The organism is Thermovirga sp., assembly GCF_017656375.1.
Taxonomy (GTDB): domain Bacteria; phylum Synergistota; class Synergistia; order Synergistales; family Thermovirgaceae; genus Thermovirga.
Window position 1 is genome coordinate 24307 of sequence record NZ_JACDOB010000008.1, and the last position, 18220, is coordinate 42526.

Below are 18220 nucleotides of genomic sequence, written 5' to 3' on the forward strand. Positions count from 1 at the left end.
ACTTGCCACCTCCGATTTTATTTTGATACTTTAAAGATCTAGGCGCCTCAAAGTACTTTCTTCAGGAATGCCATCTTTATTCCATCCTCTCAAATTATAATACTCGTCTAACATCGCATCGAAAAGTTCTTTCGGCAAATTTACTTTTTGTTCTCCCCTAGGGGGCATAGGAAGGGGCTCCTGGAACATACGCCTTGGAAGGTAGTCATCTTTTCTTGAAATATTGGCTTCTCTGATATTAAAGAGTCTTATATGGTTCCATATCCTTTCCCCAGCTTGTAGGTATTCTTCTTCGCTAATATCTATACCTGCAGAATATCTAAGGCAGGGATATATCATATTTTGATCGTAAGGCAAAAAGTCACAAACTATTAATGAGAAGGCTGCTGCCCTTTCATCCTGAGTGCTTTTAACCTTAAGAGCAATTCCTTCCGTACTAAATCGGGGGAGAATACCGTCCAGCTCTGCAAGAACAGTCCATGCTCTTTGGTGGCAGCCTCCTCTGTCCGCAGTGGCGTAAGCTAGAGCCATTCCCCACGTGGCTCTAGGTTCGTACCCTGGTAGTTCCAATCCTTTTACTTCTATAGCGAAGTCTTCTGAGCCTTTTCCTATATGACCTGCAGCTTTTTTGACTCCGTCAGCTAAAATAGCCCCTAAACCTCTCCTAAGAGCTATATCTTCTAGGAGTTTGCGTTGGCCTTTGGGATCTCCGAAGGAAGGAGCATCTGGAAGTATGCCTCGGGCCTTACATTCCATGGCAAAGGCGACAATGCCCCCTGCTGATATGGAATCTATGCCCATTTGATTACAAACAGAAATTGCCTTGGTTAATTCGGGCATGGAGTCGATTCCATTGTTGCTGCCCAAGAGGGCTATGGATTCGTATTCTACCTTTGTGTCTTTTCCATCAGCATCCAGGATCTTTCCGCATGTTATAGGACAACTGAAACATGCAACGTCTCTTTTGGTGTGATATCTCAGGTTAGCAGAAGTCAGTCCATAGATGGGGTGAAAATATCCCTGTTGGAAATTGTATGTCGGTAAGATGCCCGTTCTGCTCATGGGCTCTACCAGAGCGGAAGTGCCTACGGTACGCCTGCGGTGAATTGCTGGAGATTCTAATGCTGCTTTTACTATGTGGGATGTTATTTCCCGAAGGTTTGTTTCGTCTTTGACCGGTATGGTGCCGGTTCCCTTCAAGGCTACTGCTTTAAGGTTTTTGCTCCCCATAACGGCCCCCGTGCCACCTCTGCCGGCTATACCAGCTCTCCAGGGATCACTATCCTTGTCGACAGTTATAGTTGCTATGGTAACAAGCTTTTCCCCAGCAGGCCCTATTACTGCTACATGGGCATCGGGGGAAGTTTCTTTTCGTATAGCTTCCACTGTTTCATCTACTTTCATGCCCCAAACGTGATGTGCCTCTCTTATTTCTACTTTCTCGTTTTCGATCCATATGTAGGCAGGCATCGATGCTTTGCCTTTTATGGCCAAAACTTCGAAACCTGCTTTTCGCATGGCAGGGGCGAAATGGCCTCCAACGTGGCTGTCGACGTACATGTTAGTATGAGGAGATTTAGTGACTATGGTAAACCTGCCAGATGTGGGAAAAGTTGTTCCAGTTAAGGGCCCGGTTAGAAAAAGCAGTACATTGTCCTCTCCAAGAGGGTCGGTTTCTTTCGGGATCATTTTATCCAACAGGTAAATTCCTAGTCCTTTCCCTCCTATATATTTTCCGATCACCCTCTGATCAATTTCTTCTATCCAAGACTTTCCACTGGATAGATCTGCAATCAGCATCCTGTAGTGCACAGCTATCACCTCACAAGGTCTTTTTGTCTCTGATACAATTCTACTTCATCTTATCATTATCAAAAGGAAACACGGAAGGAATTTTTATATTTTTCTCTCAAGTACACAAAAAATTTTTACGACATAACTTCTTGCAAAGGAGAAAAAGAAGCGATATAATTCAACCGGTTGCATAAACTAAAGGGTTTGTATCGTTTAAAATCAAGTAAATAATAAACTAAAGTTGACAAAATCAAGGATGGCTGGTATAAATTACCGCAAGCAGTTGTAAAAGGGGGAATGAAGTTGCTGAAAGGTTTAAGGAATTGTGGTTTTGTGCTTTACCCAGAGCCTGGACGAATAAGATGAACCTGCCCGTTTTGAGATTGTATTGGAAGGCCGATCGATGATTATAAAAACGGGAGGGATAAAGATGTGGATTAAAGATCAGAATGGTAATTGGTATATGGCAAGCCAAAGTATCATAAAGGAAGCTTCTTTAAATAATAATATTTGGATCAAGGATGGCAACGGCCAATGGCTTTTGGCTAAACCCAATAGTATGCCTAGTATGAAAACGGAAATTGGGGAATCTTATTATGTGATAGAGTCTTTTTGAGACGCGTAAAATATGACTGCAGCTTAAAACAATAGTGTAATAGTAAAATGCATAGGCGCCCAAGGGCGCCTATTTTTTATATTATTGCTATAATGGCGAGGTATTCCAACCCAGCTATAATACTAAGCATAGTTATGGTTTCTTTAATATTTTCTGAAAGGGGCAAGAGTATGATAATAGGATACTTTGATGGCGCATCTAGAGGAAATCCAGGAGAAGCCGGGGCTGGAGCCTGCATCGTGGATTTTGATAAGGGGCAAGTTCTATGGAAAGAATCTAAATATCTTGGTAAGAGAACCAACAACGAAGCAGAGTATGAAGCTTTGATCCTTTTACTTAGAGAGTTGCTTCAGCGGAAACTATTTAATTGTGTAGTTAAAGGTGACAGTAAATTGGTTGTCAATCAAATGCTTGGCGAGTGGAAGGTGAGAGAGCCTAGGCTTTTGCCCTTGGCCGAAGAGGCAAAGCTCTTGATAGAAAAAACCAGAGCCCGGCTTCAGTGGATCCCAAGGCAGGAAAATAGCCTCGCTGACAGCCTTTCCAACCAGGCCATAGATGAAGCCAAAAAAAGCAAAAAACAAACCGATCATGATGTAGCAAAAGTGGTTGCCCGCATGGTGTCAGATTATATATTTGTCGTAAGGGATGGGCAGGAAGAGTATGCGGTGGACTTGAAACATAAAAACTGTAGTTGCCCTAGTTTTGCCGTTGAAAAAAACTGCGTCCACATGGAGGAAGCCCTAAAGGAGAAAAATCAAAAATAAGCGTGGAGCATACATAAAACAAAATATTCCAAGGTAGGTTTTTAGATGATTCTTAAGAGGTGTAGTAAAAGCTTCATTGGTTACGTTATTCTTTCAATAGGTTTAGTTTTATGTGTTTTGTGGTCCCTTGCCGTTGGAGAAGCTAAGATACCCGTAAAGCAAGTTTTTGCAATTTTGGGCAATGTTTTGGGGTTTGTTCCCTCAACAGGAGCTGAAATTACGGATAGGTTGATTCTTTTGGATATAAGGCTTCCCAGGGTTCTTTCAGCTTTATTGGTCGGAGCTTGTCTTTCATGTAGTGGAGTAATATACCAGGGACTTTTGATGAATGTCCTGGCTGAGCCTTACACTCTAGGTGTGGCTACAGGAGCAGCTTTTGGGGCTTCCTTTGCCTTAGTTTTAAATTTGAGGCCCATAGCATTATTTGCCTTTGCAGGTGGAGCAGCTTCTCTTTTGATATCCATATTTTTGAGCGGAGGAAAATCAAGGATAAGGAATTCTACGCGCCTCATCCTCGCTGGAGTAGTAGTAAGCAGCATCCTAAGTGCCGGCATAACTTTGTTGAAGGCTCTCGCTGGCCAACAGGCCTCAGTTATTGTCTTTTGGCTTCTAGGAAGCTTTTCTGCGGCTGATTGGACCCAGGTCATGTTGGTTTTGCTATCAGCTTTTTCAGTATTGGTGGTAGGGGTTTGTTATTCCAGGGATATGGACATTATAGCCTCTGGAGGGCCAGCAGATGCTTTGGGGGTTGACGAGAAAAAAACCAGGATGCTTCTTTTATTTGTAAGCTCCCTTGCAACCTCGATAGCAGTATCTACTTGTGGAATTATAGGGTTTGTTGGATTGGTGGTTCCCCATTTGTTGAGGCTTATCTTTGGCCCCGAACACAGGCGGCTTGTCGTGATGGCCTTCCTCGGAGGAGGAATTTTGCTTGTTGTAGCAGATACATTTTCTAGAATGTTGGGAGAGCTGCCCATTGGTGTTTTGACGGCTCTTACAGGAGGGCCTATGTTCTGTTTTCTCCTATGGAGGGAAAGGTAGAAACAATGGAGTCAAGCAATAAGGCTTTGGAAATTAAGAATATGAGCGTAATTATGGGAGGAAAGGCGATTTTACACTCTATCAGCTTTGATGTGAGATATGGTGAAATATTGAGTCTCTTGGGACCCAACGGTAGTGGGAAGAGTACTCTTATAGGTGCAGCAGCAGGAATAGGAATAAAGACTAGCGGAGAGGTCCTTCTTGAAGGAATAGATATAGGTAAGATTTCCAAAAAGGAACTTGCTCAAAAGATAGCTGTAGTTCCTCAGCAGAATTATTTCCACATGCCCTTTAAGGTTATTGAGGTCGTGTTGATGGGCAGATATTCTTATGCGGGGAAATTCAGCAGTTTAAAGACTCAAGATTACGATATAGCCCGGAAAAGCTTGGAAGCTGTGGATTTAAGTGGTTTTGACAATAGGCTAGTTACAGAGCTTTCGGGAGGAGAAGCGCAAAGGGTTGCGATAGCAAGAGCACTAGCTCAGGAGGCGAAAATCCTATTGATGGATGAACCTACCAGCGCATTGGATCCTAAACACGCTCTTTCGTTGTTTAAGCTCATTACGAACCTGAAAGGCAAAGGTTATGCCATATTACTAGCCATGCACGATGTTAATTCTGCCCTTTTATGGTCTAGCCGGATCATGTTCCTTAAGAAAGGTAAAACCTTCTGTATTAAAAGGCCTGAAGAGGTAGATGAGGGAGTCTTAGAAGGGGTATTTGGTGTAGAGTGGGTCAAGTATACCCTACCTTCTGTTGGAGAAGTTGCGTTCCCCGCAGATGAGTGCGGAGAACGCTAAAACATTTTGTGTTATGCCAGCAAGAAAAGGAGTCTCAATGTGGCTCCTGATAGGATCGCTGTTACAAGCATTATGCTCAAGCTTAGCATCATCTTTTTAAAGCCCAATTCCTTGAAAAGCACGATGAAAGTGGCTATACATGGGAAAGTCATGGATAACATAACTACAGAGATGACCATCTCTTGAGATGTTAAGTTTAAAGGTAAAAGCATCCCTACAGCTACGTCTTTTCTGAGCAACCCTAATATGATTGGGCCTGCTGTTGAAGCTGGAAGCCCAAGGACTGTATTGAAAAAGGGAGCTAAAAAGTTTGATATAAGGTTCATTGCCCCCGATATGTAAAGGAGGTTTACTAATAAAACGCCAAACATAACAAGTGGAATAGCCTCAAACAGGAAGCCCTTCACCCTAAACCACAGCTTTAATCCGATCCCCCTCAGAGAAGGTAATCTGTAAGGTGGTATTTCTATTATAAGCTCCGGACTATAGCCTGGGAGTAAAATGTTAAGAAGCCTTCCTAAAATGATCCATGTTACAGCGAGGGAACCATATACAATTACTACGTATTTTCCCCCAAATCCCCCTAAGGCACCGAAGATCATGGCTTGGAGGCTTGTACAGGGTATTGCTATAGAAATCAATGTCGAGGCGATGAATCTCTCCCTTGGAGATTCTAGCACCCTGGTTGCTAATACTCCTGGCACGTTACATCCTAATCCTAGCAGGTTTGGAACTATAGCGAATCCGTGTAACCCAACTCTGTGCATCAGTGAGTCGAACAAGACCGCTAGTCGGGGCAGGTATCCTGAATCCTCCAGTAAGCTCAATACGGTATAAAAGGCTACGATATAGGGCAAAACCATCACGATTGGGACATATATTCCTGTCGTGAATAATCCAAAGCTTTGTTCAAAATCCAGACTCCCGTTTATCAAGGAGCCCAAAAGCAAGGAATGTATGATGCCTTCTTGGTTCATGCTTTTTGAAATATTTTCTAACAGGGGGAGCACAAAGGAAGAGAAGAAAGGGTCCAATATGTAGTTTATAATTCCTTCTCCAATTCTTCGAATGGCAAAGAAGCTTGTAGCAATAACGGCCACTCCTACTAGGACGCCCCAAAGAGGGTTGATGGTTATGTCTTCTAGCCTGTCTTTTGCAGTGTGATGCCTGTGATGTGCTTTTTGTACTTTCATTACTATATTACCTATGGTCTTCCAGCGGTCTTCATCGCTCTGCGGTTTGATGTGAGACTTTTTAGCTTCTTTTAGGCGGCTGACTAGCTCCTTTATACCTCTGCCTGCAAGGGCAACTGTTGGAACTACAGGTACCCCTAAAGCTTCTTCAAGAGCTTTGATATCTATTTCTATGCCTTTGTGCCTTGCTTCGTCCACCATGTTTAGAGCCACTATAGCTTTTCCCCCAAGTTCCAGAACTTGAAGGGCCAGATATAAATTTCTTTCCAAGGCACCTGCATCTAGAACTATCACAACTATATCAGAGTCACCCATGATTATCCGCTTAGCTACTTCTTCAGCTTCATTGGTTGGGTTCAATGTGTATGTTCCAGGGACATCAATGAGGATATAATTTTGGCCTTCGTGTCTTAAGTTCCCTTGAGTAAAGCTTATGGTCGTTCCTGGGAAATTGGAGGAAATAGCGTGAACCCCAGTCAATCTGCTGAAAACAGCGCTCTTGCCTACGTTTGGGTTTCCCACTAAGAGGATTTTTTGGGGTTTGCTGTCAACTTCTCCACATTTGACATGGCACCCGTTGCAGGATTCCGTTTTATGGCAGCCAAAGCATGGAAACTTCATAGCTTTTCTCCTTTTTTATCAAGGGGCTCTATGATTATTCTCTCGCTCATGCCATGGCCTATGGCTATCTGTCTCCCATCAAGGGAAATGGTGATTGGTCCCCTGAAGGGCATTCCCGAGACTTTTTCTATTATTTTTCCAGGCCTTAATCCCAGGGCTTCAATGCGTCTTCCGCATAAGCCTGGGGGTAGAGAAACTATTTTGGCTTTTTGACCATTTTTTAATAAATGAAGTTTTGCGCTCATGGCTACCTCCTTCATAGATTGGACAAGGCCTTACTATATGAAAGTTAGCCTTACCGAACTTTTGTAACAATACACGTAAGTATTGTTATTGTCAATATCCTTTATCAATAACTGATTTTGTGCGCTTATTTTGCTTGACGAGCCATCATGAAAGAGTAATATTGTTGTTAGTGATAATAATAATCAAAAACAGGAGGTGCTAGTCATTTGCAACGTTTAATTGCTGTCCCCTCAGATGGGAAAACTGCAGATTCCCAGATTTCTGACAGGTTTGCCAGAGCCTCATTTTTCCTCGTTTTTGACGAGGAAGGGTTATTACGGGAAGTTATAGAAAACAAAGCAAAAGAAGCAGGTCACGGTGCAGGAGGCCAGGCGGTCCAAGAGCTATCGAGGTCGGGAGTTTTCGTGGTTTTGGCCCCAAGGATAGGGCCGAAGGCACAGGCTGCTTTGAATGCGGCAGGAATGGAGTTTTACGAAGTCAAAAATTGCAATACGTGCAAACAAGCTGTTGAGGAATATATAAACAAAGGCCCTTACAAGGAGAGATGAAAATGGCAGAAATGAAAGATCCAGGAGGCTTACCTCCTAAGACCAAAAAAGGTATCAAACATATAATAGCAGTGGGAAGCGGAAAGGGTGGAGTTGGCAAAAGTACCCTTTCGGCACTGTTGGCTGTTGCCCTTGCAAAAGAAGGATTGAAGGTGGGAATTTTAGACGCAGATGTAACAGGACCATCCATACCTAAATTGCTTGGAGTGCGAGAAAAACCTTTTGTAACCGACAAAGGGGTAATACCACCCAAAAGCAGTTGGCTTGGCATTAAAGTGATGTCCGTAAACCTTGTGCTGGATGACCCCTCTAAGCCAGTTGTTTGGAGAGGCCCTTTGATAGGCAAAGCTATAATGCAGTTTTGGGAAGACATAAATTGGGAGGATACTGAATACCTGGTTGTGGATTTGCCTCCTGGTACGGCTGATGCAGTGCTTACAGTCATGCAGCTTATAGACTTGGACGGTGTTGTTATGGTAAGCACCCCGCAGGGTCTATCTTCGCTTATTGTTGAGAAAATGATGCATATGGCAAAGATGCTTGAAGTCCCCTTGATAGGGATTGTGGAGAATATGGGATATGCAGTTTGTCCTCATTGTGGCGAAAGGTGGGATCTGTATGGCCCCAGCCATATTGACCAACTGAAAGAAAAGTGGGAAGTTCCCATTCTTGTTGGGTTGCCGGTGGATAGAGAAATTTCAATCTTGGGTGATTCAGGAAGGTTAGAACATTACACCAACGATGCAATTTTGAAAAAATTGGCTGACGGGGTCCTATCAGCTTTGAACAAAACCGTTGCATAGCTGATTGTGCGGCTAACTGTAAGAAAGAAGGGTAAGAGTTGAGGCAAAACTGCTTCAACCCTTATCCTTTTGTTTTATGAGATCAAAGGAAAAGTTGTATAAATTAATGCAAGTTAACATAAAATGCAATTGACCATCTTAAGTATGAGATAGTAAAATGCCTAATAGTTTATTTAGCTTGATAAAAGGAGGAAGGGTTGATGAAAGTAGAGATGAGAAGATTCCTGGTGGTGTTTCTGTTAGTAGGGGCTTTGCTTTTAAATGGTGCAGTTGGAGCCATGGCCGTTACGGTGAAGATGTCTTACAATGGTCCTCCGGATCCGAAGAACAATGCCGTTCATGCATTTGCAGTAAACTTCAAGAAGTTTGTTGAGGAAGGAACACAAGGCAGGCTTCAAATAGAACTTTTCCCAGATAGCCAGTTAGGTACTGAAGAAGAAAGGATGGAGCTTTTGATGAAGTCGGGGCTAAATCAACCTATCATCAATGTAGCTTCTTTTGCGGGAGTAGCTCCTGTTTTCCCTGAGATATACGCTTCATCTGTACCGTTTATGTTCAATAGCTATGAAGCTGCTCATTATTTCTTTGATAACAGCCGTTACTGGAAAAAAGCTCAAGAAGAGTTTCGCAATAGGACAGGTGCTGTCTTATTGGAAGCAGTTGAAGAAGGTGGCTTTTTGGCCTTTACTAACTCTAAGAAACCCATTCATCGCCCCGCAGATTTTAAGGGGTTGAAGTTCAGGGCCATGGACGAGGGGCAGATAGCTATATACAAAGCCTTTGGTGCCAGTGGTACCCCGATCCCTTGGACGGAGCTTTATATGGCCTTGAAAACGGGAGTTGTTGATGGGCAGATGAATCCTGCGATGTACATAATAATTGGAAGCCTTTTCGAAGTTCAAAAATATATGACCCTTGCTAATATTCAATACTCCGATCAGTTCTTGGTGATGAATGGAGACCTCTTTGATTCCCTCTCAAAGGCAGATCAAGAAGTTGTCCTGAAGGCTGCAAAAGAGGCTAATCGGATTAGCAGGAAAGAAGTAGAAGAGGCCGACTCGAAGCAAATAGAGTTCCTGAAAGAAAAAGGCATGGAGGTTTATGCTCCTACACCAGAAGAAATGAAAGAATTCAGGTCCATAGGTCAACCTGGTTATATCGAGTGGCTTAAGAGTAAGGTTCCTGCTGATTGGATGAAGTTGGCATTGGAATGTGCAGAAAATGCCAATAAGGTTGCCTCAGGAGGGAATTAATGGAACATAGAGGTTTGGCCGTCCTGGAAAAGTTTTCCAGATTAGTTGAGGCGACAAGCGCCGTTCTTGCAGGGGGCCTGTTAATAATAAATATCGTTGATATAGTGATGGGTATAGTTTTTCGTTACGTTTTGAAAAATTCGGTGATATGGACGGAAGAGGTGGCCAGGTATTCTTTGGTTTGGCTTGTCATGCTTGGGGCCGCAGGAGCGCTGGCCAAAGGGGATCATATGGCAATAGATTTCCTTGTCCCCAAATTCCCCGGGTGGCTTAAAAAAACCTCTGAAGTTCTGAGATTAGGCATACAGCTTGTAGTACTTTTTGTCCTCATCTGGTATGGGGCGATGAATGTAAGAGGAACATGGCACATGAAGACGATGGCCCTGGGGATCCCCAAGGCCATCGTCCTCATGGCGGTACCCCTGGGCATGTCAATCTTGCTGCTGCAGCTTGTGATATTGGAGTTCATAAAAGCCAGAAAGGATGAGAACAAATGATTCTGGCGCTGCTTTTGGTGTTTTTCTCACAGATGGTTATAGGTGTTCCCCTTTATGCATCTTTACTTTTCACAGGCCTGGTGGGTTTGCTAGTTACAGGCAATGTCACCTTGATAAGGGTCATCCCACAACAGTTTTTTGGAGGTATGGATGTTTTTTCTTTGATGGCTATTCCATTTTTTATTCTTGTTGGGAATTTGATGAATCGCTCTGGTTTGACCGATAGATTGATAGATTTCAGTAGGCTCCTAATAGGAAGTGTGAGAGGTGGGCTCGGTTATGTTAACGTAGTTGCCGGGATAATTTTGGCCGGAGTCAATGGGTCGGCTGCTGCAGATGCTTCTGCTTTAGGTTCTATACTGATACCTGCCATGGAAAAAGAAGGTTTCCCAAAGGCTTATGCTGCAGGGCTCACGGCTGGAAGCTCTCTGATAGGGCCCATAATCCCGCCAAGCATATTCATGATCATCTACGCTTCCATGACCAACACCTCTGTGGGAGGGCTTTTTATAGCTGGGATTCTGCCAGGTATCGTTTTAGGAATGGCTTTTATGGTCATGAACTGGCTGTATTCTAGACGGTACAACCTTCCAGTAAATGACCCTAAAGAGGTAAGAAAGGAAGCAAAAAACATACTTAAAAGAGCTTCCATAGCCTTAATAGCTCCTTTCATAATAATAGGAGGAATAGTAACAGGGGTAGTGACTCCCACGGAATCTGGAGCGCTTGCGGTTGTTTACTGCCTTATAGCCGGATGGCTTGTAACTAGGGAATTGACTCTAATAAGCCTTTGGGAAGCTATCTATGAAACCCTTAGGCTGACTAGCGCAGTTTTTTTGATAATGGGAGCTGCTACAGTTGTGGGGTGGTTTCTGAAATGGGAAAGGGTGACCCACAAGTTTGCATCTTTGCTAGTGTCCATGGGATTGCTAGATCACCCGTGGCTGTTGTTGGTCGTTTTGAGCCTTATTACCTTTGTCATCGGGATGTTTATGGAGGAAGTGGCTGTATTGACACTGCTCACTCCTATATTCTATCCGCTGGCTATGAAGGCAGGAGTAGATCCCTTTCATTTTGGAATCGTTATGACCTTAAACGTGACTATTGCCTTGATAACCCCTCCAGTAGGGGCTTGTAATTACATCGTGGCCGCCGTGGGAAAGGTCCCCTTAGGTGATCTATTCAGGGAGATATGGCCCTTCATTAGTGTAGCTATGGTTGTTCTTTTGGCTATAATCACGTTTCCCTTCATAACTGTCACATTGCCCAGGATATTAGGTTTATAAGGCCAGAGTATTGGGAGGTGGAAAATGATCTTAAAAGAAAAGACACATTCAAATATACCTTTTGTGCCTAAACTAGAAGAAAACGGGGAACCTCTTATACCTGCAAGCTGTTATCCTGAAAGGATCTTGGTCAGGCCTCAATATTTCATACAGGGGCTTGAGGGAAGTATTCCTGAGTGTTATGTAAGGCGAGGGGTTTATGAAAGGCTTGTTGAGGCTGCAGAAAGTTTACCTAAAGGATGGAAGCTTATCCTTCTGGATTGCTGGAGGTCTTTAGAGCTCCAGAAAACCTTGTTTTTCAAAATATGCAAGGAATTGCGAGAATCGAATAAAGATCTTACTGAAGAAGAGATTAGGAAGAAAGCCGAGACATTTGTGGCTTTGCCTTCAGAGGATCCAATGCACCCTCCAGGTCATGCTACAGGCGGTGCTGTGGATCTGACCATAAGCGACGCAAAAGGCAGGATCTTGTATATGGGCTCAGACTTTGATGAGACAACAGAGCGTTCTTTTACAAATTATTACAAGGATTTAGTGAAAGAGGGGAAGGCTCTTTCAGGAAGAGAAAAAGAGGCCATGAGAAATAGGGACATACTTCTGGAAGTAATGGAAAGATCCGGTTTCTCTAATTACCCGAAGGAATGGTGGCACTTCGATTTTGGCAACATAAATTGGGCTATTAGGACTGGGGCAAGAAAAGCTATTTACGGGAAAACCTCACCAAATTTTAGATGGGCGGGCTAGGCTTTGTAGTTCGGCGGCCCGCCATCCATTATTTTCACTTTCAGCCTAAAAGTTCAAAAACCTTTTTCACTATATTATCTATCTCTGCTTTCATTTCTTTTAAAGGAATCTTTCTTTCCGAAATAGCTCTTGGAATGTCTTCAGAAAATGGGATTTCTCCAATTATAGGAATGTTGTCTTTAAAACACTCCTCTTTGATTTTAGCTGAGATGTTTGGTGAAAGATCAGCTTTGTTTATGACAACCCCCATGGGAACAGAAAAGCGCCTGGCTACCTGGGCCAATCTTTTTAAGTCTGAAAGGGCGCTCATGGAGGGTTCTGTTACAGTTATAGTAAAGTTACATCCTGTAATTGAAGAGATGGCTGGACAAGCTACCCCCGGAGGCCCATCGGTTATGATGTAGGGAATTCCCTCTTTTGACGCCGTTTCTTTTGCCTTTTCCCTTAAAATTTGTACAAGCTTACCCGAATTTTCTCCTCCTGGAAAGAGCTGGGCGTGCCACATAGGACCAAAGTCAGTGGTGCTCTCATAGTAAGTTCCTTGCCTTGTGGGCACCATAGAAATTGCACTAGTGGGACATACATAGGCGCAGGTAGCACATCCTTCGCAGAAATGGGTATCTACTACCGCCTTGCCATTAATCATGGAGATTGAGTTAAAACGGCAGCTTTCAATACAACGATTGCAACCGATGCATTTAGACGGATCCACTTGTGCAGTATCCATGCCCCAAAAAGCGTAATCAGTTTTTATGGAGGGGTTCAATAAAATATAAAGATCTGGAGCGTCTACATCAGCATCGCATAAGGCCACTTTGCCCAAAGATGCAGCGAGAGCTGAGGTTAGAGTGGTCTTTCCAGTTCCTCCCTTTCCACTGGTAACGACGATTTCTTTAGGTCTCATTTTGCAACCCTCTCTTCAAAATAATTCCATATATCAGATATTTTTTGCTGCCATAGGGGATCACTTTTGGCTGGAGGAATACCTTCGGCGTAGGAGGCTGCTATATGCCTGCTAAAAGGGAAATGGCCAAGGACTGGCACATTGAAATCCCTGCACAGTTCTTCAACATTTTCCGATGCGATACCAGATTTGTTGACCACTACTCCGATGGGCTTCTTTAGCGGAATTATCGCCTCAAGGGCAAGTTTTAAATCCGCTAACCCGAAGGGAGTAGGCTCTGTTACCAGTAATACAGCATCGGCCTTCCTTACACCTGCAACCATAGGACACGAGGTACCAGGAGCACAATCTATTACTTTGGGCTTTTCTATAGCCATGGCAGCATCAACTACAGCTTCCACTATTGGCACAGGGTTGGGCATTCCAAGCATCAAACGCCCTTCTAGGAGTTCTATATTTCTTGATAGGTAATGGCGTATCTCTCCTATTGGTTTTTCTGTTTCTGATATGGCCTTCGTAGGGCAAACCAAAGAGCAAAGACCACAGCCATGACAGAGGTCATTCACCATAGGGATATTGTTTCCAAACATATTTAAAGCTCCGAAGCGACAGGCATCAGTGCACTTGCCACATCTTGTGCATAGCTCTTCTTTTATTACTGGAATTTGTAAGTTTACCAACGAGCTTTCTAGAGGTTTTAAATTCAAAAGAAGAGCCAGATTTGGTTCTTCCACATCAGCATCTACTAAAAGGACTCCCTCTTTGGTTACTCCAAAAGATGAGGCAAAACTACTTTTGCCTGTTCCTCCCTTACCGCTTGCTACGGCCAATGTCAGATCAGACATACGAGAATGGGCCTCCTTTTAATGATGGTCACAGGCACTTGGGCCGGTTTGAAGGGTGCCTTCACAGTATTTTTGTACGACTTCCTCTACAGGACCCTTTGCTCCTATTACTGGTGTTATACCCTGCTCTTTGAACAGTTGGACTGCACGAGGCCCCATTCCACCTGCTATGATCGCATCAACTCCAAAACTAGCCATCCATTTAGGCAAGAATCCTGGTGTATGTCCAGGGTTTGCCAACTCTTCTTTTTCCACAATCTTATTTTCTTGGATAGTGAAGATAGCATAAGAAGGAGCATGACCGAAATGTTCGCAGACATTTCCGTTCTCCATCGCTACAGCAATTTTCATATTTATCACCTCGGTTATATAGGATTAATGTATGGTACACTCCAATAATAACGATAATTGTTATCAATATTATTGTCAACAACTATAAATTGCGCGTGGATATTAAGGTTTTGCCTTTACTGCTATAAATATTCCTTTGGCTGAAGAGTTTCTTTGCTTCCACGTTCCTTCCATGCGATAGGAGAAATTTATTTTTCCTCTGAATAAAATAGATTTTTGAGAAGTGTAAAACTCACAGATTCCATTGTGAGAACAGAAGCCCTCTAAAGGTACACTATTCGGGTTTTTACGAATAGTAATAGATCCCTTTATGGTTCCTGTTTCTGATATGGTGATGATAAAAGTTCCATAATCATCCCCTACGTAGGTGCCTACATATTCCCCTATAAAGCTTTCGGCTATGGGAACAGCAAAACATTGAGCACAAACATAATGTACTCCAAAAAAACAAATGAAATGCCAAGTTAATACTACTGTAAATAGGATGGCAATTCTAGCTTTCATGCCCCCATCTGTGCCTTTGCTTTTTGCATCGTTGCCTGCAGATAGGCCATTTAACATCACAGAAATCCTCTTCTGTTATGCCTTTAGCAATGCAATCTGGACATATTCCTGCCAATTCAAATGTTTGTGGGAGTAGCCTAAACCCTTCCTTTTGAGCCCAACTATTTACCGTGTTCGTTTTATCTTTTTCGTCTGGCAAGTGTACGACTTTTCCGCAGGATTTACAATAGAAATGAAAGTGCATTTGTTCATCTGGAACTTCGAACCTGCTGAATCCCTCTTCCAGGTTTATCATGTTGAGCAAGCCCAGGCCAGTGAGGAGATCTACCGTCCTGTATATGGTGGCTATCCCTATTGTGGGATCTTCCTCTTGAGCGATGCTCAAGAGTTCTTTTACGTTTAAATGTTTTCCTAGGTTTTTCAGCAGTATTTCAATGATTGTTTTGCGTTGGCTTGTCACCCTAAACCCACAGTTTTTTAGCCTTTCCATGTACTTATCTGTGAGCTTATTTATTTGCTTCTCTTGTTCAGATATAGTTGAATTTCCAGAACGCTTCATACTCACACCTTCCCAAGCATATTGTTTTAGCCATTTTTAAAATTATACATTCATAGGCTACAAGCCGGAAAGAGCCTCTTATCGAAATATTATTTCTTTGTTGGCCGGGAACCTCACAGTATAAGAGACCGTAATGGCCTTTTTAGTGCCTCCCTTTAATTGCATATTCCACGTGATTATACCTTTTTTGTCTTGCTCATGTGGGGTTGGATTCATCATTATTTCTTCTACTTTTATACTTTCCTTCGCAGAAGTGGGTATGCGATCAATTATGGTTACTTCTATGTCTTTTTTCATCCCATTGGTTACAGTTATAGTATAGCCTTTCTTAACCCAGCCTTTGCCTATCCATCCCTGCCCCTCTTTGGGTATTAGATTTTCTTTTGTTACTTTTATTAGCGGAGTTTTCCCAAAAGGTATTTCCACTTTGTCACCTATTCCGGTTCTTGTGAGATTGGTGCGAGCCGACGGTTTTCCGTCTATATAGAGCTCTGCGTTGCCACCAAGGATAACCTTGTCCATGGAGTCAATTGTAGCTATGGCCCAAGCCTCTCCTGACAACTCGGGGATGCAGACCAGAGAAGTTTTCCCATTTAAAGTAAAAGTTTCTATTTGTAAAATGTTGGGTCTTGAGGAGAGGGCCTCTCCTTTTATGATGTGAACTATGTCTGCCATATCATATTTTTGTTCAACCATAGTTGTGGCTCCCGTGCCTATGCTTTTTCTTAGGCCCTTAAAAAAATCTTCTTTCTCTTTGAAATCAGCGATCAAAGGCCTTAGTTTGGGAACGAAGAGGCTTTCTAGGGGCATGGTGGTGTGTAACCTTATGAGGCCCTTCCATGAAATTCCCGTGTTGTTGATTATTTGAGCCTCCAATGTTCCGCTTATGTTAGAATTTTCGCTGCTAAGGTTCAGTTTATATGATGGTTTCCATGAGGCGTTATTTGTCCACGCAGAAAGTATTATATCGCCCTTGCCTTTAGTTTGAATTAGGAGTCTATTTTGTTTCTTATAGTTTACCGGAAGCAAGGCATCCAATTCTTTTTTTAAGACCTCGTAGCGGTGTGTGGCTTTTTCTAAGGCTTGGGACCGTTCAAAAGATAACATTTCTAGTTCTTGCCTTTTTTCCGCTATTTTGCTTATGAATTCAAGAATTTCGTCTGAAGTCTTTCCGGGAACAGAAATTTCGTCGAGCTTCTTAATAGATTGCCTAATGCTTTCTAGCTGAGCGGCAAGGAGGTCTTTTTCCTTTTTAGCTATTAGCACAGTTTGAGCTAGTTCTTCCAAGCCAGGAGGTACTTGATCATCAACATCCATTATTCCAAAATTGAAATTGGTTACCTGGACTCCATGTGATGGCATTATCCTTATGGAGTCCTTTTGGAACGTCGCGGGGATATTCACCCTTATAGAATTTTGGGCGGGAATCTCAAAGTAAACTCTTGCGCCTTCAGGGTAGACATCGACCTCGGAAGCTACCAGAGCCCCTGCTTCTGAAGCGAAGGCATGTGAGGCATAAAATAGCTGAAATATAAATACCAAAAGGCACATGTGGGTTTTCATTTTTATAACCTCCTTGCAAGGTAGACATTTGGTGTTTCTGTGCATTCTTTAAATCATGTTAACATATTAAATGCCTATTGTCATAAAAACGGTATCCTAAAACTTGAAACATCTTGTACAATAGACAAAAAGGCTGTTTTGGGAGTGATTTTATGCTGAACTGCGGTATAGTAGGTCTTCCTTTATGTGGTAAAACCACTATCTTTAATGTTATAACCAAGGCCGGTGCAGAGGTAAAGCCTTACGCTAGCGGAAAGACTGACCCCAACAGGGCGGTAGTCCCTGTGCCCGACAAGCGCTTCGATAAGTTGGTTGAAATTTATCAGCCTAAGCGAGAGGTTCCAGCGCAAGTTGAATTTGTGGATCTTGCGGGGCTATCGAAGGATGCAAGCAAAGGGGCGGGGTTGGGCAATGCTTTTTTGTCCTTCGTTAGCGAGAGTGATGCCTTGATTCATGTGATAAGGTGTTTTGATAATCCCCAGGTTCCTCACCCTGAAGGGAATATAGATCCGTCTAGGGATTGGGAAATAGTTGAGATGGAACTTATCTTTAGGGACTTGTCTGTCATAGAAAACAGGCTGAGTAGGTTGAATTCCAAGAAAAAGCTCCAGGACGAGGAAAAGAGGGAGCAAGATTTATTGGAGAGGTGTAAGAAATTTCTCTTAGAGGAAAGGCCTCTTAGGGAGCTTGAGCTGACTGCGGAAGAGACAAAGCTTTTGAGAGGCTTTGCTTTCCTTACGGTAAAGCCGGAATTGGTGGTCTTGAATCTAGATGAAACCCAGGTAGATGAGGATTCTGTGCCGGGAATGGAGAAATTCAAAAGGCTCTCAACTGAAAGAAATTTACAGGTAGTAAGGCTTTTTGGAAGAATGGAGATGGACCTTTTAGAGTTGGGAGAAGATGAGCAAAAGGAGTTTATGGAAGATCTTGGCATCCGTGAACCTGGCAGAGAAAGACTTATAGCTGCTGCTTATAAGCTTTTGGGCCTCATCTCCTTTTTCACAGTAGGCAAGGATGAGGTAAAGGCCTGGACAATAAGGCAAAACAGCACGGCTGTGGAGGCGGCAGGTGCCATTCATACCGATTTGGCTAGAGGATTTATAAGGGCTCAAGTTGTCCACTATAATGACTTTGAAGCCAATGATTTTTCAATGGCAAAGAGCAGGGAGAAAGGGCTTTTAAGGTTGGAGGGCAAAGAGTATCTAGTAAAAGATGGAGACATAATAGAAATAAGATTCAACGTGTAAAGTTATGTGAAGTTTGCACCTTTACATTGTAAGGAGGGACA

General features: G+C 43.0%; 20 protein-coding genes. 11 read left to right on the forward strand and 9 right to left on the reverse strand.

The genetic code is table 11. The features are described 5' to 3' along the window. Positions 1-30: 30 nt before the first annotated feature. Positions 31-1812 (reverse strand): aldehyde ferredoxin oxidoreductase family protein, encoded by a 1782-nt coding sequence (locus H0Z23_RS04150; protein ID WP_296867710.1) that lies wholly within the window; start codon positions 1810-1812, stop codon positions 31-33. A gap of 412 nt (positions 1813-2224) precedes the next feature. On the opposite strand from H0Z23_RS04150, the gene H0Z23_RS04155 reads away from it, so the two are divergent. The 4 genes from H0Z23_RS04155 to H0Z23_RS04170 all read left to right on the forward strand — a co-directional run bounded on the left by H0Z23_RS04155 (position 2225) and on the right by H0Z23_RS04170 (position 5015). After that, positions 2225-2410, forward strand: a complete 186-nt coding sequence (locus tag H0Z23_RS04155) for a hypothetical protein (protein ID WP_296867711.1) — start codon at positions 2225-2227, stop codon at positions 2408-2410. Positions 2411-2580: 170 nt separating this feature from the next. After that, positions 2581-3174: a ribonuclease HI family protein gene (locus H0Z23_RS04160; RefSeq protein WP_296867712.1), complete on the forward strand. Its 594-nt coding sequence runs from the start codon at positions 2581-2583 to the stop codon at positions 3172-3174. Between the two features lie 45 nt (positions 3175-3219). Continuing rightward, positions 3220-4215 carry an iron ABC transporter permease gene (locus tag H0Z23_RS04165; RefSeq protein WP_296867713.1) on the forward strand — a complete coding sequence of 332 codons (996 nt, stop codon included), beginning with the start codon at positions 3220-3222 and terminating at the stop codon, positions 4213-4215. Positions 4216-4220: 5 nt separating this feature from the next. After that, entirely contained in the window at positions 4221-5015 is a 795-nt protein-coding gene (locus H0Z23_RS04170; protein ID WP_296867714.1) for an ABC transporter ATP-binding protein, read from the forward strand. Positions 5016-5026: 11 nt separating this feature from the next. Here the strand turns inward: H0Z23_RS04170 and H0Z23_RS04175 are convergent, their stop codons facing one another. Both H0Z23_RS04175 and H0Z23_RS04180 read right to left on the reverse strand, forming a co-directional pair. Further along, positions 5027-6829, reverse strand: coding sequence for a ferrous iron transporter B (locus H0Z23_RS04175; RefSeq protein WP_296867715.1), 1803 nt, complete (start codon positions 6827-6829; stop codon positions 5027-5029). After that, on the reverse strand, positions 6826-7074 hold the full coding sequence (locus tag H0Z23_RS04180) for a FeoA family protein (protein WP_296867716.1): 249 nt from the start codon (positions 7072-7074) through the stop codon (positions 6826-6828). Before H0Z23_RS04180 ends, H0Z23_RS04175 begins: the two co-directional genes overlap by 4 nt. Before the next feature lie 207 nt (positions 7075-7281). Here H0Z23_RS04180 and H0Z23_RS04185 point away from each other — a divergent pair, with 207 nt between their 5' ends. The 6 genes from H0Z23_RS04185 to H0Z23_RS04210 all read left to right on the forward strand — a co-directional run bounded on the left by H0Z23_RS04185 (position 7282) and on the right by H0Z23_RS04210 (position 12206). Beyond that, positions 7282-7623: a NifB/NifX family molybdenum-iron cluster-binding protein gene (locus H0Z23_RS04185; RefSeq protein ID WP_296867717.1), complete on the forward strand. Its 342-nt coding sequence runs from the start codon at positions 7282-7284 to the stop codon at positions 7621-7623. 2 nt (positions 7624-7625) lie between these two features. Then, complete coding sequence (locus tag H0Z23_RS04190; protein WP_296867718.1) at positions 7626-8426, forward strand: P-loop NTPase; 801 nt, start codon at positions 7626-7628, stop codon at positions 8424-8426. Positions 8427-8626: 200 nt separating this feature from the next. Then, on the forward strand, positions 8627-9679 hold the full coding sequence (gene dctP / locus H0Z23_RS04195; RefSeq protein ID WP_296867719.1) for a TRAP transporter substrate-binding protein DctP: 1053 nt from the start codon (positions 8627-8629) through the stop codon (positions 9677-9679). Further along, positions 9679-10176 (forward strand): TRAP transporter small permease, encoded by a 498-nt coding sequence (locus H0Z23_RS04200; RefSeq protein WP_296867720.1) that lies wholly within the window; start codon positions 9679-9681, stop codon positions 10174-10176. The genes dctP and H0Z23_RS04200 overlap by 1 nt, the downstream gene beginning before the upstream one ends. Further along, positions 10173-11462 carry a TRAP transporter large permease gene (locus H0Z23_RS04205; protein WP_296867721.1) on the forward strand — a complete coding sequence of 430 codons (1290 nt, stop codon included), beginning with the start codon at positions 10173-10175 and terminating at the stop codon, positions 11460-11462. Before H0Z23_RS04200 ends, H0Z23_RS04205 begins: the two co-directional genes overlap by 4 nt. A gap of 24 nt (positions 11463-11486) precedes the next feature. Then, positions 11487-12206, forward strand: coding sequence for a M15 family metallopeptidase (locus H0Z23_RS04210; RefSeq protein ID WP_296867722.1), 720 nt, complete (start codon positions 11487-11489; stop codon positions 12204-12206). Positions 12207-12246: 40 nt separating this feature from the next. On the opposite strand, the gene H0Z23_RS04215 is transcribed toward H0Z23_RS04210, so the two are convergent. The 6 genes from H0Z23_RS04215 to H0Z23_RS04240 all read right to left on the reverse strand — a co-directional run bounded on the left by H0Z23_RS04215 (position 12247) and on the right by H0Z23_RS04240 (position 16932). Then, a complete protein-coding gene (locus tag H0Z23_RS04215; protein WP_296867723.1) occupies positions 12247-13110 on the reverse strand; it encodes an ATP-binding protein in 864 nt (287 codons plus the stop codon). Beyond that, positions 13107-13955, reverse strand: coding sequence for an ATP-binding protein (locus tag H0Z23_RS04220; RefSeq protein WP_296867724.1), 849 nt, complete (start codon positions 13953-13955; stop codon positions 13107-13109). The genes H0Z23_RS04215 and H0Z23_RS04220 overlap by 4 nt, the downstream gene beginning before the upstream one ends. 18 nt (positions 13956-13973) lie before the next feature. After that, positions 13974-14306, reverse strand: a complete 333-nt coding sequence (locus tag H0Z23_RS04225; protein WP_296867725.1) for a NifB/NifX family molybdenum-iron cluster-binding protein — start codon at positions 14304-14306, stop codon at positions 13974-13976. 102 nt (positions 14307-14408) lie between these two features. Beyond that, complete coding sequence (locus H0Z23_RS04230; protein WP_296867726.1) at positions 14409-14810, reverse strand: hypothetical protein; 402 nt, start codon at positions 14808-14810, stop codon at positions 14409-14411. After that, positions 14800-15369, reverse strand: a complete 570-nt coding sequence (locus H0Z23_RS04235) for a Fur family transcriptional regulator (protein ID WP_296867727.1) — start codon at positions 15367-15369, stop codon at positions 14800-14802. Before H0Z23_RS04235 ends, H0Z23_RS04230 begins: the two co-directional genes overlap by 11 nt. A gap of 78 nt (positions 15370-15447) precedes the next feature. After that, positions 15448-16932, reverse strand: a complete 1485-nt coding sequence (locus H0Z23_RS04240) for a DUF4139 domain-containing protein (RefSeq protein WP_296867728.1) — start codon at positions 16930-16932, stop codon at positions 15448-15450. A gap of 152 nt (positions 16933-17084) precedes the next feature. Between H0Z23_RS04240 and ychF the strand changes: the two genes are divergently transcribed. Beyond that, positions 17085-18179, forward strand: coding sequence for a redox-regulated ATPase YchF (ychF, locus tag H0Z23_RS04245; protein ID WP_296867729.1), 1095 nt, complete (start codon positions 17085-17087; stop codon positions 18177-18179). Positions 18180-18220: the final 41 nt, after the last annotated feature.

Excerpts from the sequence above, each read along its gene's own strand:
- H0Z23_RS04155 (WP_296867711.1), top strand. The coding sequence starts at position 2,225 with ATGTGGATTAAAGATCAGAATGGTAATTGGTATATGGCAAGCCAAAGT.
- H0Z23_RS04160 (WP_296867712.1), top strand. The coding sequence starts at position 2,581 with ATGATAATAGGATACTTTGATGGCGCATCTAGAGGAAATCCAGGAGAA.
- H0Z23_RS04165 (WP_296867713.1), top strand. The coding sequence starts at position 3,220 with ATGATTCTTAAGAGGTGTAGTAAAAGCTTCATTGGTTACGTTATTCTT.
- H0Z23_RS04170 (WP_296867714.1), top strand. The coding sequence starts at position 4,221 with ATGGAGTCAAGCAATAAGGCTTTGGAAATTAAGAATATGAGCGTAATT.
- H0Z23_RS04175 (WP_296867715.1), bottom strand. The coding sequence starts at position 6,829 with ATGAAGTTTCCATGCTTTGGCTGCCATAAAACGGAATCCTGCAACGGG.
- H0Z23_RS04180 (WP_296867716.1), bottom strand. The coding sequence starts at position 7,074 with ATGAGCGCAAAACTTCATTTATTAAAAAATGGTCAAAAAGCCAAAATA.
- H0Z23_RS04190 (WP_296867718.1), top strand. The coding sequence starts at position 7,626 with ATGGCAGAAATGAAAGATCCAGGAGGCTTACCTCCTAAGACCAAAAAA.
- dctP (WP_296867719.1), top strand. The coding sequence starts at position 8,627 with ATGAAAGTAGAGATGAGAAGATTCCTGGTGGTGTTTCTGTTAGTAGGG.
- H0Z23_RS04200 (WP_296867720.1), top strand. The coding sequence starts at position 9,679 with ATGGAACATAGAGGTTTGGCCGTCCTGGAAAAGTTTTCCAGATTAGTT.
- H0Z23_RS04205 (WP_296867721.1), top strand. The coding sequence starts at position 10,173 with ATGATTCTGGCGCTGCTTTTGGTGTTTTTCTCACAGATGGTTATAGGT.
- H0Z23_RS04210 (WP_296867722.1), top strand. The coding sequence starts at position 11,487 with ATGATCTTAAAAGAAAAGACACATTCAAATATACCTTTTGTGCCTAAA.
- H0Z23_RS04215 (WP_296867723.1), bottom strand. The coding sequence starts at position 13,110 with ATGAGACCTAAAGAAATCGTCGTTACCAGTGGAAAGGGAGGAACTGGA.
- H0Z23_RS04220 (WP_296867724.1), bottom strand. The coding sequence starts at position 13,955 with ATGTCTGATCTGACATTGGCCGTAGCAAGCGGTAAGGGAGGAACAGGC.
- H0Z23_RS04225 (WP_296867725.1), bottom strand. The coding sequence starts at position 14,306 with ATGAAAATTGCTGTAGCGATGGAGAACGGAAATGTCTGCGAACATTTC.
- H0Z23_RS04230 (WP_296867726.1), bottom strand. The coding sequence starts at position 14,810 with ATGAAAGCTAGAATTGCCATCCTATTTACAGTAGTATTAACTTGGCAT.
- H0Z23_RS04235 (WP_296867727.1), bottom strand. The coding sequence starts at position 15,369 with ATGAAGCGTTCTGGAAATTCAACTATATCTGAACAAGAGAAGCAAATA.
- H0Z23_RS04240 (WP_296867728.1), bottom strand. The coding sequence starts at position 16,932 with ATGAAAACCCACATGTGCCTTTTGGTATTTATATTTCAGCTATTTTAT.
- ychF (WP_296867729.1), top strand. The coding sequence starts at position 17,085 with ATGCTGAACTGCGGTATAGTAGGTCTTCCTTTATGTGGTAAAACCACT.